11 protein-coding genes and 3 tRNA genes are annotated in these 13,579 nt (G+C 31.7%); 11 read left to right on the top strand and 3 right to left on the bottom strand.

Features of this window, described 5'->3' with window-relative positions; all coding sequences use genetic code 11:
• Window positions 1-224: 224 nt before the first annotated feature.
• The 5 genes from V6137_RS12975 to V6137_RS12955 all read left to right on the top strand — a co-directional run bounded on the left by V6137_RS12975 (window position 225) and on the right by V6137_RS12955 (window position 7,347).
• On the top strand, window positions 225-1,028 hold the full coding sequence (locus V6137_RS12975; protein ID WP_425448372.1) for an FAD binding domain-containing protein: 804 nt from the start codon (window positions 225-227) through the stop codon (window positions 1,026-1,028).
• Window positions 1,018-1,485: a (2Fe-2S)-binding protein gene (locus V6137_RS12970; protein ID WP_425448371.1), complete on the top strand. Its 468-nt coding sequence runs from the start codon at window positions 1,018-1,020 to the stop codon at window positions 1,483-1,485. Before V6137_RS12975 ends, V6137_RS12970 begins: the two co-directional genes overlap by 11 nt.
• Window positions 1,469-3,772 (top strand): xanthine dehydrogenase family protein molybdopterin-binding subunit, encoded by a 2,304-nt coding sequence (locus V6137_RS12965; RefSeq protein ID WP_425448370.1) that lies wholly within the window; start codon window positions 1,469-1,471, stop codon window positions 3,770-3,772. Before V6137_RS12970 ends, V6137_RS12965 begins: the two co-directional genes overlap by 17 nt.
• Before the next feature lie 214 nt (window positions 3,773-3,986).
• Window positions 3,987-5,390 carry an NAD(P)/FAD-dependent oxidoreductase gene (locus V6137_RS12960; RefSeq protein WP_425448369.1) on the top strand — a complete coding sequence of 468 codons (1,404 nt, stop codon included), beginning with the start codon at window positions 3,987-3,989 and terminating at the stop codon, window positions 5,388-5,390.
• A gap of 139 nt (window positions 5,391-5,529) precedes the next feature.
• Window positions 5,530-7,347, top strand: a complete 1,818-nt coding sequence (locus tag V6137_RS12955; RefSeq protein ID WP_425448368.1) for a PAS domain-containing sensor histidine kinase — start codon at window positions 5,530-5,532, stop codon at window positions 7,345-7,347.
• A gap of 45 nt (window positions 7,348-7,392) precedes the next feature.
• On the opposite strand, the gene V6137_RS12950 is transcribed toward V6137_RS12955, so the two are convergent.
• The 3 genes from V6137_RS12950 to V6137_RS12940 all read right to left on the bottom strand — a co-directional run bounded on the left by V6137_RS12950 (window position 7,393) and on the right by V6137_RS12940 (window position 11,265).
• Complete coding sequence (locus V6137_RS12950; RefSeq protein WP_425448367.1) at window positions 7,393-8,064, bottom strand: ABC transporter ATP-binding protein; 672 nt, start codon at window positions 8,062-8,064, stop codon at window positions 7,393-7,395.
• On the bottom strand, window positions 8,057-9,217 hold the full coding sequence (locus tag V6137_RS12945; protein ID WP_425448366.1) for an ABC transporter permease: 1,161 nt from the start codon (window positions 9,215-9,217) through the stop codon (window positions 8,057-8,059). Before V6137_RS12945 ends, V6137_RS12950 begins: the two co-directional genes overlap by 8 nt.
• A gap of 380 nt (window positions 9,218-9,597) precedes the next feature.
• On the bottom strand, window positions 9,598-11,265 hold the full coding sequence (locus tag V6137_RS12940) for a BCCT family transporter (RefSeq protein ID WP_425448365.1): 1,668 nt from the start codon (window positions 11,263-11,265) through the stop codon (window positions 9,598-9,600).
• 184 nt (window positions 11,266-11,449) lie between these two features.
• Between V6137_RS12940 and V6137_RS12935 the strand changes: the two genes are divergently transcribed.
• From V6137_RS12935 to V6137_RS12910, 6 genes are all read left to right on the top strand, one after another.
• Window positions 11,450-11,525: transfer RNA gene (locus tag V6137_RS12935), tRNA-Gln, on the top strand.
• A 14-nt stretch (window positions 11,526-11,539) separates the two neighbouring features.
• Window positions 11,540-11,616 (top strand) — tRNA-Ile (locus tag V6137_RS12930).
• A gap of 5 nt (window positions 11,617-11,621) precedes the next feature.
• Window positions 11,622-11,697 (top strand) — tRNA-Phe (locus V6137_RS12925).
• Between the two features lie 236 nt (window positions 11,698-11,933).
• Window positions 11,934-12,269, top strand: a complete 336-nt coding sequence (locus V6137_RS12920; RefSeq protein WP_425448364.1) for a hypothetical protein — start codon at window positions 11,934-11,936, stop codon at window positions 12,267-12,269.
• A 250-nt stretch (window positions 12,270-12,519) separates the two neighbouring features.
• On the top strand, window positions 12,520-13,086 hold the full coding sequence (locus V6137_RS12915) for a ferritin family protein (RefSeq protein ID WP_425448363.1): 567 nt from the start codon (window positions 12,520-12,522) through the stop codon (window positions 13,084-13,086).
• A gap of 30 nt (window positions 13,087-13,116) precedes the next feature.
• A complete protein-coding gene (locus tag V6137_RS12910; RefSeq protein WP_425448362.1) occupies window positions 13,117-13,509 on the top strand; it encodes a hypothetical protein in 393 nt (130 codons plus the stop codon).
• The last annotated feature ends 70 nt before the right edge of the window (window positions 13,510-13,579 follow it).

The raw sequence follows: 13,579 nt of genomic DNA, 5'->3' as shown, positions 1-13,579 counted from the left end.
ACTTGTTGTGTTATACTTTTATCAATGATATAAGTGTTAGTATAAGGTTGGGACAGATATATATTTATATAAGCTGTTTCAATAGGATACTGTAATAAAATTAAATATTTTATCTGGCAATTATTAAGGATAACTTTTATGTTAGGCTTTAATGGGTCAGTGCAAAGGATTTTTATATCTTTTTGTGCTGACCTTTTTTATTTTATAAAAAGGAGTGACGTAGGTTGATAAATATAAAGGAGTATGTTTTTCCTCAAAACATTGATGAAGCATATGAATACTTGATATCTAAAAAAAACACCACTGTTTTCGGTGGAGGAGCTTTTATAAAGATGGGCTCAAAAAATATAGCCTTGGCTATTGATTTATCGAAAATAGACCTTAATTATATAAAAGAAGATGATAATAATATTGAAATCGGTGCCATGACTACCTTTGGAGATATAGAAAGATCAGGTCTTTTAAGTAAATATTTCAATAATACATTATCAAAGTCGGTTAGAGAAATAGTGGGAGTTCAATTTAGAAATATTGTTACAGTAGGCGCCACTGTATATTCAAGATACGGATTTTCTGATTTAATAACAGGGTTACTTGCCCTTAATACTAAGGTAAAACTATATAAACAAGGAGTTATAACCCTTAAAAAATTCTTAGAAGAGGGTTCTAAGGAAAGGGATATATTAGAGAAGATAATCATAGAAAAGGATAATAGAAAAGCCACATTTAAATCAATGAGAAACTCGAATGGTGATTATGCCATACTAAATGTTGCTGTCTCTAAACTAGATGATAAATATAAAATAGCGGTTGGAGCTAGACCTGGTAGAGGGATATTAGCATATAGAACTATGAAGTATTTAAATGGACATAAAGTAACAGAGGAGACTTTAGAAAAGGCCTGTGAAATTTTAACCGATGAAATAGAATTTGGAACTAATAAAAGGGGTTCTAAAGAATACAGAAAGGGAGTATCCAAGACTCTAGTTAAGAGATGTATTATGGAGGTAATAAAAGATGAAAATTAATGTAAAAATAAATGGAAAAAAGAAAATACTTGATGTTTCTCCCGATGAATATTTAGTGGAAGCATTAAGACGAAATGGATATTTAGAAGTTAGAAAAGGTTGCGATACAGGAGTATGTGGTGTATGTACAATACATCTAGATGGAAAAGCAGTATTGGCATGTACTATATTGGCTCCAAGGGCAGATGGTCATGAAATAACTACAATAAAAGGAGTGGAAGAAGAGGCTAAAGTTGTAGCAAAATATTTGGTCGATGAGGGAGTTGACCAATGTGGATATTGTAGTCCTGGAACCATAATGAGCATATTATATTTAGAAAAATGTGTAGAAAATCCAACAGATGAGGAAATACTTCATTATTTAAGTGGTAATCTATGTAGATGTACAGGCTATGTGGGTCAACTTAGAGCTATAAAGAAATACTTGGAGGGGAAAAAAGATGAAGATTGTAAATAAGTCCATTTCAAAAATAGATGGTATGGGGTTAGTTACTGGAAAGGCTGCGTACACTGATGATTTAGCATCTAAAGATGCTTTAGTGGTAAAAGTTTTAAGAAGTCCCCATGCCTTTGCAAAGATAGTAGACATAAATACATCCATAGCAGAAAAAGTTCCAGGGGTAGAATGTATATTTACCCATAAAAACGTAATAAGAAAACCTTTTACTAGAGCAGGTCAATGTTACCCAGAACTCTCTGCATATGATAAGTTCTTATTAGATGAGTATGTACGTCATGTTGGAGATGATGTGGCAATAATAGCGGCTGTGGACGAGAAAACTGCAAATAAGGCAATGAAACTTATAAAGGTTAAGTATGAAGTTTTAGAACCGGTGTTAGATCTTGAAAATGCTATAGACAATGAAATAAAAGTACATCCTGAAGATGATATATTTTGTCATGCTGATATAGGATTTGATAAAGATAGGAACATAGCTTGTGAAGCTAAGCTTGAATTAGGGGATATGAATGAAGCTTTAGAAAGAAGTGATGTTGTAATAAAAAGAAGCTATAGATCCCAAGCCCAAGCTCAAGCTATGATGGAAACTCAAAGAACATACACATATATGGATATCTATGGAAGGTTAGTTGTGGTGTCATCAACCCAGATACCATTCCATGTTAGGAGATTACTTGCCAATGCTCTAGATATACCAACTAGCAAGATAAGGGTTATTAAACCTAGGATAGGGGGAGGTTTTGGTGCTAAGCAAACTGCCAATTCAGAATTTTATCCAGCTTTAGTTACATTAAAGACCGGGAAACCAGCCAAGATAGTTTACTCTAGAAAAGAAGTATTTAGAGGTACTAACTCTAGACATGAAATGAAATTAGATGTTACATTAGGTGCAGATAAAGATGGAAAAATAAAAGCAATAGACTTAAGAGCAATATCTGATAAGGGAGCATATGGTTCCCATGCCCTTACCGTTGTGGGAGCCACAGGTAAAAAGGTTTTAACACTATATAATAAAGTAGAGGCTTCTAGGTTTAGAGGTACAGCAGTATATACAAACCATGTTCCTGGAGGGGCATTTAGAGGATTTGGAGTTACCCAAGGGGTATATGCCCTAGAATCTGCAATAAACGAACTTGCCCACGAGTTAAATATAGACCCTACTAAGATTAGGGAAATGAATATGATTAAAAAGGGAGAAACTACTAAGTTAATTAACATGACAACAAAATGGGCAGGAGATGATCCAATTTATATGGATAGTTGTCTCCTTGAAGAATGTGTGAAGAAGGGAAAAGAACTTATTGATTGGGATAACAAGTTTCCATATAAAAAAATAAGTGATAATAAAGTCAGAGGAGTGGGAATGGCGCTTTCACAACAGGGGTCAGGACTTCCAAATATAGATATGGCTTCTGCTACCCTTAAATTAAACGATGATGGATTCTTTACACTATTAATTGGAGCCACTGATATAGGGACAGGCAGTGATACCATATTAGCTCAAATTGCTGGGGAAACATTAGGTGTAAAAATGGAGAGTATAAATGTTTATTCTTCTGATACTGATTTAACCCCTTATGATAGTGGAGCATATGCATCAAGTACAACATACACCACAGGGAATGCAGTAATAGATGCTGCAGAAAAAATGCTTAATGAAATATTAGAGTATGGAGCTAAGTATTTAGATACCAATAGTAAAAACTTAGTACTTGAAAACGATAAGATAAAAAGAATTGATAACAATGAATCCATGAGTCTAAGTGAATTTTCTAGAAAGATGACATATGATGCTCCCCATACCCAGCTTAGTGTAACCGGTTCCTTTGTTCCTAAAAAAGCAGCACCACCATATATGGCTGGCTTTGCTGAAGTGGAAGTGGATCTAGAAACTGGTAAAACTGAAGTTGTCGACTATGTTGGTGTGGTTGACTGTGGAACAGCTATAAACCCTAAGCTTGTTAGAATACAGGCAGAGGGAGGTTTAATGCAGGGGATGGGTCTTGCTCTTATAGAAGATGTTAAATATTCTAAGGAAGGAAGACTTATGACCGATAATCTTATGGAATATAAGATACCTATGAGAAAAGATATTACTAACATTACAGTTGAGATATTAGATGGATATGATGAAACAGGACCATATGGAGCAAAGTCAGTTGGAGAAGTTGTGGTTAACACGGTGCCACCTGCTATAACCGATGCCATATATAATGCATGTGGAGTTAGAGTAAGGGAACTTCCAGCAACTCCAGAAAAGATTTTTATGGAATTAAATAGATAGTTAATAGTTAAAGATTTAAAGGATGTAGGTAATAAGCCGTTATAGTGTAAAAGGGATTAGCTTTAGCTAATCCTTTTTTTGCGAAAAATCTAGTCAAAATCAGCAAAATGTTGTACAATAATTAATGGATACACTAAAAAGTTCGGATAAACATGAACTACATAGAGTTTAAATTAATAATAATTCGTAAAACTTACAACGAGGAGTTGATTTTATGAAGTATGATGTAATAATAATTGGAGCCGGCCCGTCGGGAATATTCACTGCACTTGAATTAGTTAAGAAAAATTCTGACAAAAAAATATTAATGATTGAAAAGGGAAATAACATAGAAAAAAGACATTGTCCTAAGGAAAAAACAAAGAAATGTGTACAATGTAAACCTTATTGTGATATAACAACTGGATTTTCTGGAGCTGGAGCTTTTTCAGATGGGAAACTATCTTTAAGTTATGAAGTTGGAGGGGATTTACCTAGTCTTATAGGCTATGATAAATCTATGGAGTTTATAGAATATGCTGATAGGATATATTTAGAGTTTGGAGCAGATGAAAAGATTGAAGGAATAGAAAATAATAAAGAAATTAAAGATATACGAAGAAAAGCAATACAGGCAGGATTAAAGTTAGTAGACTGCCCTATTAGACATCTTGGTACAGAGAAAGCCCAAGATATCTACTATAAAATAGAAAAATATCTAATAGAATCTGGAGTAGATATTAAGTTTAATACCCTAGCAAAAGATATAATTATTGAAAATGATATATCAAAGGGAGTTATTATCTCTGACCTTAAAACTAAAAATAGTATCGAAAGAGTATATGGAGAAAAAATAGTTATAGCCACTGGAAGAAAGGGGGCAAACTGGCTTAAGGATATGTGTATAAGGCATAATATTAATCATAAATCTGGGACAGTAGATATAGGAGTTAGAGTTGAAGTTAGAAACGAAGTTATGGAAAAAGTCAATAATGTGTTGTATGAATCTAAGCTTATAGGATATCCAGCACCCTATAAGGATAAAGTTAGAACGTTTTGTCAAAATCCCGGTGGATTTGTGAGTCAAGAAAACTATGATAATGATCTAGCTATAGTAAATGGACACTCTTATAAGGACTTAAAGTCCGATAATACTAATTTAGCGATCCTTAGCTCCCATAATTTCACAGAACCATTTAATCAACCTATCGAATATGGAAAGAAGATATCAGAAACAGTTAATATGTTGGGAAATGGAAGTATATTGGTTCAGAGGTATGGTGATATACTCGACGGGAAAAGAACCTGGGAAAAGGAACTTGGGAGGTCCAATGTAAACCCTACATTACCTGATGCTATTGCAGGGGACTTAACAAGTGCTATACCCTATAGGCCTATGACTAATATACTTAATTTCATTAAAGCTATGGATGTGGTTGTTCCTGGTTTTGCCAGTTCAGAAACTTTGTTATATGGACCTGAGGTGAAATTTTATAGTAATAGAATAAATATGAATGATAAATTAGAAACTAATATTAAAAACTTACATTGTCTTGGAGATTCTAGCGGATGGACTCGAGGTCTTATGATGGCTTCTGTCATGGGAATATTAATGGGAAGGGAAATTTATGATAAATAAAAAAGGGGACTCTTTTTAATAGGAGTCCTTTTTCAAAAAAAATATAATTTTTCTAAAAAGTATAAAAATCTGATATAATAAAATTATGTATAGTTTTGTTCTATTGGGTCATATATTGGCTGTTAAAAGGGGGGGAATAATGTTAATAGGATTTTTTTTTAATATTACAAGTTTTGTTACGGTGATATATTTGTCAGTGAAGTTGCAGGATTTTACTTTCACTAAAACTAAGAATAAGAAACATGTACTATTAATATCTGCAATAACCCATGGCTGCTTAGCTCTTTTAAGTACATCATTACCTTTTAGATATAATAATTGGTTTTTTGATTTGATAGAGACCCCAATTTATTTTGTGTCCTATACTTTGGGATGGAAATATAGTTTAATTTCAATAGCATTCCCAATAATATTTGAATGGCATTTAGGAGGGGTAATAGCTTGGAAAGCAGTACTATTAGGAATATTATTACCCTATTTGTTGGGTTCTTTTTTACATAAGACAAATAATACTAAAAAAGATATAGATACTATTAATATCAAAAAAATGATAATCCCGTTTTGTGGATTAATGATATTTAATGCAATAATAGGAAAGTTTATATTTAAATTATCAACAATTCTTGCTATAGAAATATATTCTGCAATACTGATATTTTCTACAGTAGCCTTGATTATTATGACATTAGTCATAAACGACTTAATAGAAAAAAGTAAATATAAAAAGATAAGTACCACGATGGAAGAAGCCTATACTAAACTGGTGGAGCTATCTCCAGACTCTATTATTATTCATGTAGACAATGAAATAGCATATGCTAATACATCCGCCGCTAAGTTGTTTCAAGCTAAGGATTCCTATGATTTAATTGGAAAAAATATATATGATTTTGTTGATAAAGAACAGATAAAAACACATAGGAATAAAGTCACTTCTATTAAATCAAATAAGTCTATTCCACCAACAGAAATAAAGGGTATGACATTGAAAGGAGAAATGGTTGAAGTAGAAGTTACCAGTAGTCAATTGAATTATAATGGAAGGACAGCTTTCTTGGCAATTATAAGAAACATAACAGAGAGAAAAGAGTCAGAAAGAAAATTAAAACAACTATTGGAGGAAAATAGACAGTTGCTAGAAAACACTGTTGAGTATGATAAGTTGAAAACTGAATTTTTTGCCAATATATCCCATGAACTAAAAACACCTCTAAATATTATATTAGGTGGGATTCAACTATTTGAAGCAGTTCATAAACCTATAAGAGACTGTCCTGAATATAAAAAAACTAATAAAACGATGAAAATGATTAGACAAAATTGTTATAGGCTTTTAAAGCTAATGAACAACTTAATAGATATTACAAAGTTTGATTCTGGTTTTATGAATATAGAATATAAAAATTATAACATTGTAAGTATTATTGAAGATATAACCTTATCTGTTTCTGAACATGCAGAAAACAATGGTTTAAATATTATATTTGACACTGATACAGAGGAAAAAATAATTGCTGTGGATATAGAAAAAATAGAGCGGGTGGTTTTAAATCTATTATCCAATGCAATAAAATTTTCAGAGGATAATGGTAATATAATGGTCAATGTATATGATGAGAGGGATTATGTTATTATCACGGTAGAAGATGATGGTAGAGGTATACCCTCGGATATGCTAGATAAAGTATTTGATAGATTTAGGCAAGTTGATTCCCTATTGACAAGAAAAAAAGAGGGGAGTGGAATAGGATTATCACTTGTTAAAACAATAGTAGAATCCCATGGTGGCAAAATTAGTGTAGAAAGTGAGTATGGTAAAGGAGCTAAGTTTATAATAAAACTTCCAGCTAAACTAGTTGATGATAAGGTTCACATAAATAGCGAAGAAAATAAAGTTGAAGGTAACAATAAAAAAGTTGAAAGAATAAACATAGAGTTTTCAGATATATATTCTTAATAGAGTTTAGGAAAAAAGGAAGGAGAAAAATTATAGTTTTTCCCCTTATTTGATTTTTCCATCCTTTATTTCTATGATTCTATCGGTTCTTTCGGCTATTTTTTTATCATGGGTTATAATTATGAAAGTGGTTTCAAAATCTTTTTGTACTTTTTTTAATAAATCATATACCTTTTCAGAGGTAACAGAATCTAGATTACCTGTGGGTTCATCTGCTAGTACTAACTTTGGCTTATTGATAAGAGCCCTAGCTATTGCTGTCCTTTGCTGTTGTCCTCCAGAGAGTTCTGTGGATTTATTATTTTTCACCTCAGAGAGTCCCACAAGATCAAGAAGATGGTTGGCCCGCTTAGTAACCTCTTTACTAGGCTTAGTGTCCTTTATTAAATGGGGCATCAAAACATTTTCAAGCACAGTGAATTCTGGTAATAAGTGATGGAACTGAAATATGAAACCTATGGTTTTATTTCTTAACTCAGCTAGTTTATTTTTACCCATAGTATTTGTTTTGATTCCATCTATATAAACATCACCACTATTAGGATTATCTAGAGTTCCAATTATATTTAATAGTGTACTTTTGCCACTACCGGAGGAACCGATTATCGAGTTAAAGGAATTATATTTAATATCTAGATTCAAATCATATAAAACTTGATTTTTAACCTGTTTTCCGTAATATTTATTTATATTTTTTAAAGTTACGATATTATCCATTTCTAATCACCTCTATAGGATTTAATTTTGATGATTTAAAAGCAGGTATTAAAGCTGCTAAAGTAGCTGATAAAATAGCAACTAATCCAGAGAATATAATGAAATTATAGTTTATATATAATTCTACTATAGGAGTGTCATCTGGGTTAGTGGCAAACTTAGTAAAAGCAAAGGATAGCCCTAAGCCTAATAAAATTCCAGCTAAAGACCCTATTACCCCGAGTATCAATCCCTGATAAAGGAAAACAAAACTTGAAGTCTTATCTTTTATGCCCATGGCTTTTAATATTCCTATCTGTTTTGACTTTTGAACTACACTAATTGCCAATACACTTGCTATACCTAGTACAACTGATAATAATACAAATACTTGTATTAAATAACTAGACATACTTTGACCTGATAATCCACTTAGAAGCTCCTGATTTTGTTCCTTCCAGTTTGTTATTTTTATATCTTCTCTAGTAAGTATATCCTTTATATTATTTGCTACTGTATCCGCCAGGAAAACGTCATCTACCTGCATTTCTATGGAAGTAACCTTATTTCCTAAATTAAAAACTTCTTGGGAGGTTTCCAATGATGTTATAAGCCAAGATTCGTTTATATTAGCTACATTAAAGTCATATATACCAACGATACTTAAGTTATGGTTTTTTCCTGAAGGAGTAAATATACTAATGTTATCATTTAAATTTATATTTAATTTTTCTATTAAATCAATACCTATAGCCACTTCATTTTTATCTTTAGGAAGCTTTCCCTTAACTAGCTTATCCTTAAAATCATATATTTTATTATTTTGATTTAAGTTAAAGCCCCTAAGTAATATTGAATAAGAATCCTTATTATTTTTTAGAAAAGCTGATGAAGTAACACTTGATGATATTGCAGTAATTTCATCCTCACTATTTTTAATTTCTTTAATTATATCATTATAGTTATCTATTAATCCTTTATCCTTTTTATTTGTAATGGTTACTTGGGACGAGTTACCTATTGTTTTATCTACTAAACTTTTTTGAAGGCCCTGAATTAATGAACCTATAAAGATTTGGACCGAGACCCCTACGGCAATCCCCAATATAATAAATATAGTTTGTGCTTTATTGGACTTTAGAAATCTAAAAGCTATCTTAAATGGTAATCTCAATTAGTTCATCTCCTTTACTTTGATGTATATTCTTTTATTTTACACATAAATACTTTTAAATATAGTTAATTAAGCAGTTATCTTATTTATACGCTTTTTTTTATCTCTTAAACAATATAATTTATATAAATAAAAAATAGGTGTAAAATATACACCTCAGTCTGCCTTTCAACCGCATTTAGACAAAGTAAGCAAAAATGTCCGCCAGTCCTCGGATTTGGAAAATATAGAGAAACGGTCGAAAATAGAATTCCAAACTCGCTACGCTCAGACAGTGGAATTCAAGCGATTTTCTCCCTTATTCTATATTTTCACAAATCCTGCGGGATGACTACCATTTTTGCTTACTTTGTCGATGCTATGAGTTGTAAAATATACACCTATTCTTTATCTTTCTCATTACTTTCTATAACTTTTTTATAGTATTTCTTTATTTCCCTAATTCTCTTAATGTTAGTTTGTTTTTTATAAGAGTGATGAACACTTTCAAATAACATAATACTTATCATAGTAAGAATTATGGCAAAGGGTAGCCCTGTACTAATAACGGCGGTTTGTAATGCAGAGAGGGCTTTCTTTCCACCTATTAATAGTAATATAGCCGCCACAAGTCCCTCCATACATGCCCAGAATACTCTTTGGGGTACTGGGGAATCAAGTTTTCCCCCAGAGGTAATATTATCAACAACCAATGAGCCAGAATCACTTGATGTAACAAAGAAGGATATTACTAAAACTGTTCCCAGAAGGGATAATATAACTTTAATGACACCTGATATCAAAGGTATATTTAAATTGTTTATCATTTCAAATAATGCTATTGGCAAATTATCATTTACCACTTGAAATAAATTTCCGTCGGTTATATTATTTATATGTATTGCAGTACCTCCAAATACTGAAAGCCAAATAAAAGAGAGCAGAGAAGGAACTATTAATACTGCCAATACGAATTCCCTTACAGTTCTTCCTTTAGAAACCCTAGCTATAAACATTCCAACAAATGGAGACCAGGATATCCACCAAGATAAGTAAAATATAGACCAATCTCCCTGCCAAGTGCTATCATTTAATGATATAAAGAAAGAGGACTTAATAAAGTCATTAAAATATAATCCTAAAGAGTTAGCAAAAACCTTTAATATATATAGGGTAGGACCAAGGAATAATACTGCTACCATAAAAACAAAAGCTATTTTTATATTTAACTCAGATAAAAACTTAACCCCTTTATCTATGCCAGAAACAACCGATAGTGTGGCCATAAAGGTTATAATGGCAATTAATATTACTTGGACTGTAACACTAATATCTATTCCAGTTAAATAATTTAAACCACTATTTATCTGTTGGGCACCTAAACCAAGGGAAGTAGCTAAACCAAATAGACAAGCAACAACGGCCAAAACATCAATAATATCCCCTATAACACCAAAAATTCTATCCTTCAATATAGGATAAAATACTGATCTTAGTGAAAGGGGAAGTCCCTTATTATATGCAAAAAATGATAATGCTAGGGATAAAAGGGCATATATTCCCCAAGGATGGACTCCCCAGTGGAAGAAGGTTGTGGACATAGCTTGGGTTACTGAATTATTGCTTTCAAAAATAGGTGGGGTGTCTACAGCATGATATAAAGGTTCTCCAACTGCCCAAAACATTAGACCTATACCCATGCCGGCGGATATAAGCATAGAATACCATGCAAAGTTTGAAAACTCAGGCTCAGCATGAACTCCACCTATCTTTACACTTCCTAATCTTGAAAAGGCAAAGAATAAGCAGGTTATTATAAAAAAGTTACTAGATAATATAAATAACCAAGATCCTTTGGAAACAATAAAGGTTTTTATAGCATCAAATACTTTATTTGCCCTATCTAAATCACTAAGGGCATACATTGAGAATCCTAAAATAATTAATCCAGCTATTATTGATACAACTGGGTTCATATCTAGACCAAATTTAGTAAAGTTTCTACTATATAATTTTTCTTCTAAATGTTTTTTCATATCTTCCTGTTGCTTTTTATGATCATCTTGCATAACATTGCCCTCCTAGCTATGGAACTATAATAGTTATTTAATAGTTAAGTTTAAAAGAGTTAAACTCATTCATACTATTTATTGTTTTATTAATCATAAGAAAATATACGGTTAATATTTTGTTGAAAAGTGTTGACAAAATTATATGTCTGTGCTAAGATAATAAAGGTCGTTAGAAAAGTATTGGGACGTCGCCAAGTCGGTAAGGCACTAGACTTTGACTCTAGCATGCGTAGGTTCGAGTCCTGCCGTCCCAGCCAATATATTAAAATGTGGGCCTTTAGCTCAGTTGGTTAGAGCGCCCGGCTCATAACCGGTAGGTCTGGGGTTCGAATCCCTGAAGGCCCACCACATTTGCCCAGATAGCTCAGTCGGTAGAGCAGGGGACTGAAAATCCCCGTGTCGGTGGTTCGATTCCGCCTCTGGGCACCAATTGTAGTGCAGAGTACAGGGTACAGAGAGCAGGGAGAAAGATTAGCTTTTAGCTAATCTTTTTTTTATTACCAATTTACCCACATTAGTTACTGGGGGATTCGTAATCCCCCAGATTATTACCAATCTCTGCTCCCTGCACAGAATAAAGAAGCACCAAAAGTACCTTTGTTCTTTCTGTTAAGTATGATATTATAGTATAAATAGTTAATATAATAACAAAGGGGGAAATTAACATGTCTAATAAATATACAGTATTTTTAATAGCATACAGAGATGTTGAAGAAAAAATAGAAAAGATCCTAACAAATAGTTCTGTAAAGACAATTGATGAATTAGAAGATTTAGAGCAAACAGAAGTATTTTGTTCTAGAGGTTTTAATTTAAATAGTAGAATATGTATATATGTAGATTGGTTTAGGGATAAAGCAAAACAAAAGGTTAAAGATGGTTATAAACTAGCTATATTAGAAGTACCCCATAGTGTAGGTAAAAGTAAGTCAGATCTTTTAAATGAATTAGATATTAGCTTTGAAGAAGATATTTTAGTATTAGAAACTGTTGAAGTATAATAAAAAAAGTTTGGATATATATCCAAACTTTTTTTATTAGTTACGGGAGGATTAATAACTTTTGTTGTTGCTGGGGGATTCATAATCCTATAGCCTATTGAAAAATACAGTCTTTGAAGCCCCACATATATTCATGGGAATTCCAACTCCCTGTTCTCTGCACCTTATACATTTCATTTTGTTTTCACTATTACCACTATGTTATAATATACTTTAGTAAAGGTATAAAATAGAATAGGGGGATATAATCATGGATAATACAAAATGTTTAATATGTGGAATGAATATAACAGCTAATAGTTACAATTTAAATAATTCAACTTTTATTAATGAGAATAAAAAAGAAAATATAATAAACTGCCCTTTTTGTGGGGTAGATATTATTTATATAGATAAAAAAAAGGACATATATGATGTAGATGAAGATAAATTAAATGCTGAAAGCTTAAAAATATTAGATAAAGCTATGAAATTAGAAGTATTTAATGGTGAATTCTATAGGGAAGCTAGTAAATTAGCTAAAGATAAAAAGGTTAAAAAGATGTTAAAGGACTTAAGTAATATAGAGTTTATGCATGCAAAGATACATAAAAGATTAGGTGGATTTAAAGAACTACCAAAGTTGCGTAAACCAGATTATACAAAACATAATACAGACCAACTCTTGCTTATAGAAGCAAACAAACGGGAAAAACATGCTATATCTTTTTATAACAGAAAAAGTAAAGAAATTTCAAATGAAATTATAATTGAAGTATTTAAAGCTCTATCGGATGTGGAGAAACAACATATGGTGATAACTGATAAGAAGGATTAATAAAGGAGAGATAATATTTTATTTAAAGATATGCCAAAAAAGAAAGATAAAAACTGGTTAAAAATATTTATATCATTATTTTTTGTAATAGCAGGCATTATTATAGCTCTGTACATGATTTTTTCTGACTTAAAGTTAAGTGAAGTTGATATAACAGAAGAAGGAGTTACTCTTTTAATTCTAGCTTTAATCCCATCAGTTGGTATTTGCTTATCAGGTTATTATGGAGGAAAAATAACACCAATAATAGCCACTTTAGGAGTAATAATTGGTTTTGGTCTTATGATCAATTTTATAAGCAAGGGATATAAGCTTTCAGGGTTAGTAGGGGGAGTCTCCTTTTTCAATATAACTATAGGAAGTATTATAGTTGGAGTAATTGGGGATATAATATATTATTTTATTAGAAAAAATAGGAAATGATTAGTATAGATAAATTGTGGTATTTAAATTAATAAGAGATAAATTGATACCAAAGGGTTAAGATAATTAT

The sequence above is a fragment of the Dethiothermospora halolimnae genome, from assembly GCF_037577855.1.
GTDB classification, from domain to species: Bacteria; Bacillota; Clostridia; order Tissierellales; family VENL01; genus Dethiothermospora; species Dethiothermospora halolimnae.
Note: the sequence above shows the minus strand (reverse complement) of the source record. Positions and strands in the feature narration are given on the sequence as shown.

Coding starts and splice junctions, on each gene's coding strand:
- V6137_RS12965 (WP_425448370.1), top strand. CDS start 1,469: ATGAAGATTGTAAATAAGTCCATTTCAAAAATAGATGGTATGGGGTTA.
- V6137_RS12915 (WP_425448363.1), top strand. CDS start 12,520: ATGGATAATACAAAATGTTTAATATGTGGAATGAATATAACAGCTAAT.
- V6137_RS12910 (WP_425448362.1), top strand. CDS start 13,117: ATGCCAAAAAAGAAAGATAAAAACTGGTTAAAAATATTTATATCATTA.
- V6137_RS12955 (WP_425448368.1), top strand. CDS start 5,530: ATGTTAATAGGATTTTTTTTTAATATTACAAGTTTTGTTACGGTGATA.
- V6137_RS12920 (WP_425448364.1), top strand. CDS start 11,934: ATGTCTAATAAATATACAGTATTTTTAATAGCATACAGAGATGTTGAA.
- V6137_RS12970 (WP_425448371.1), top strand. CDS start 1,018: ATGAAAATTAATGTAAAAATAAATGGAAAAAAGAAAATACTTGATGTT.
- V6137_RS12950 (WP_425448367.1), bottom strand. CDS start 8,064: ATGGATAATATCGTAACTTTAAAAAATATAAATAAATATTACGGAAAA.
- V6137_RS12960 (WP_425448369.1), top strand. CDS start 3,987: ATGAAGTATGATGTAATAATAATTGGAGCCGGCCCGTCGGGAATATTC.
- V6137_RS12940 (WP_425448365.1), bottom strand. CDS start 11,265: ATGCAAGATGATCATAAAAAGCAACAGGAAGATATGAAAAAACATTTA.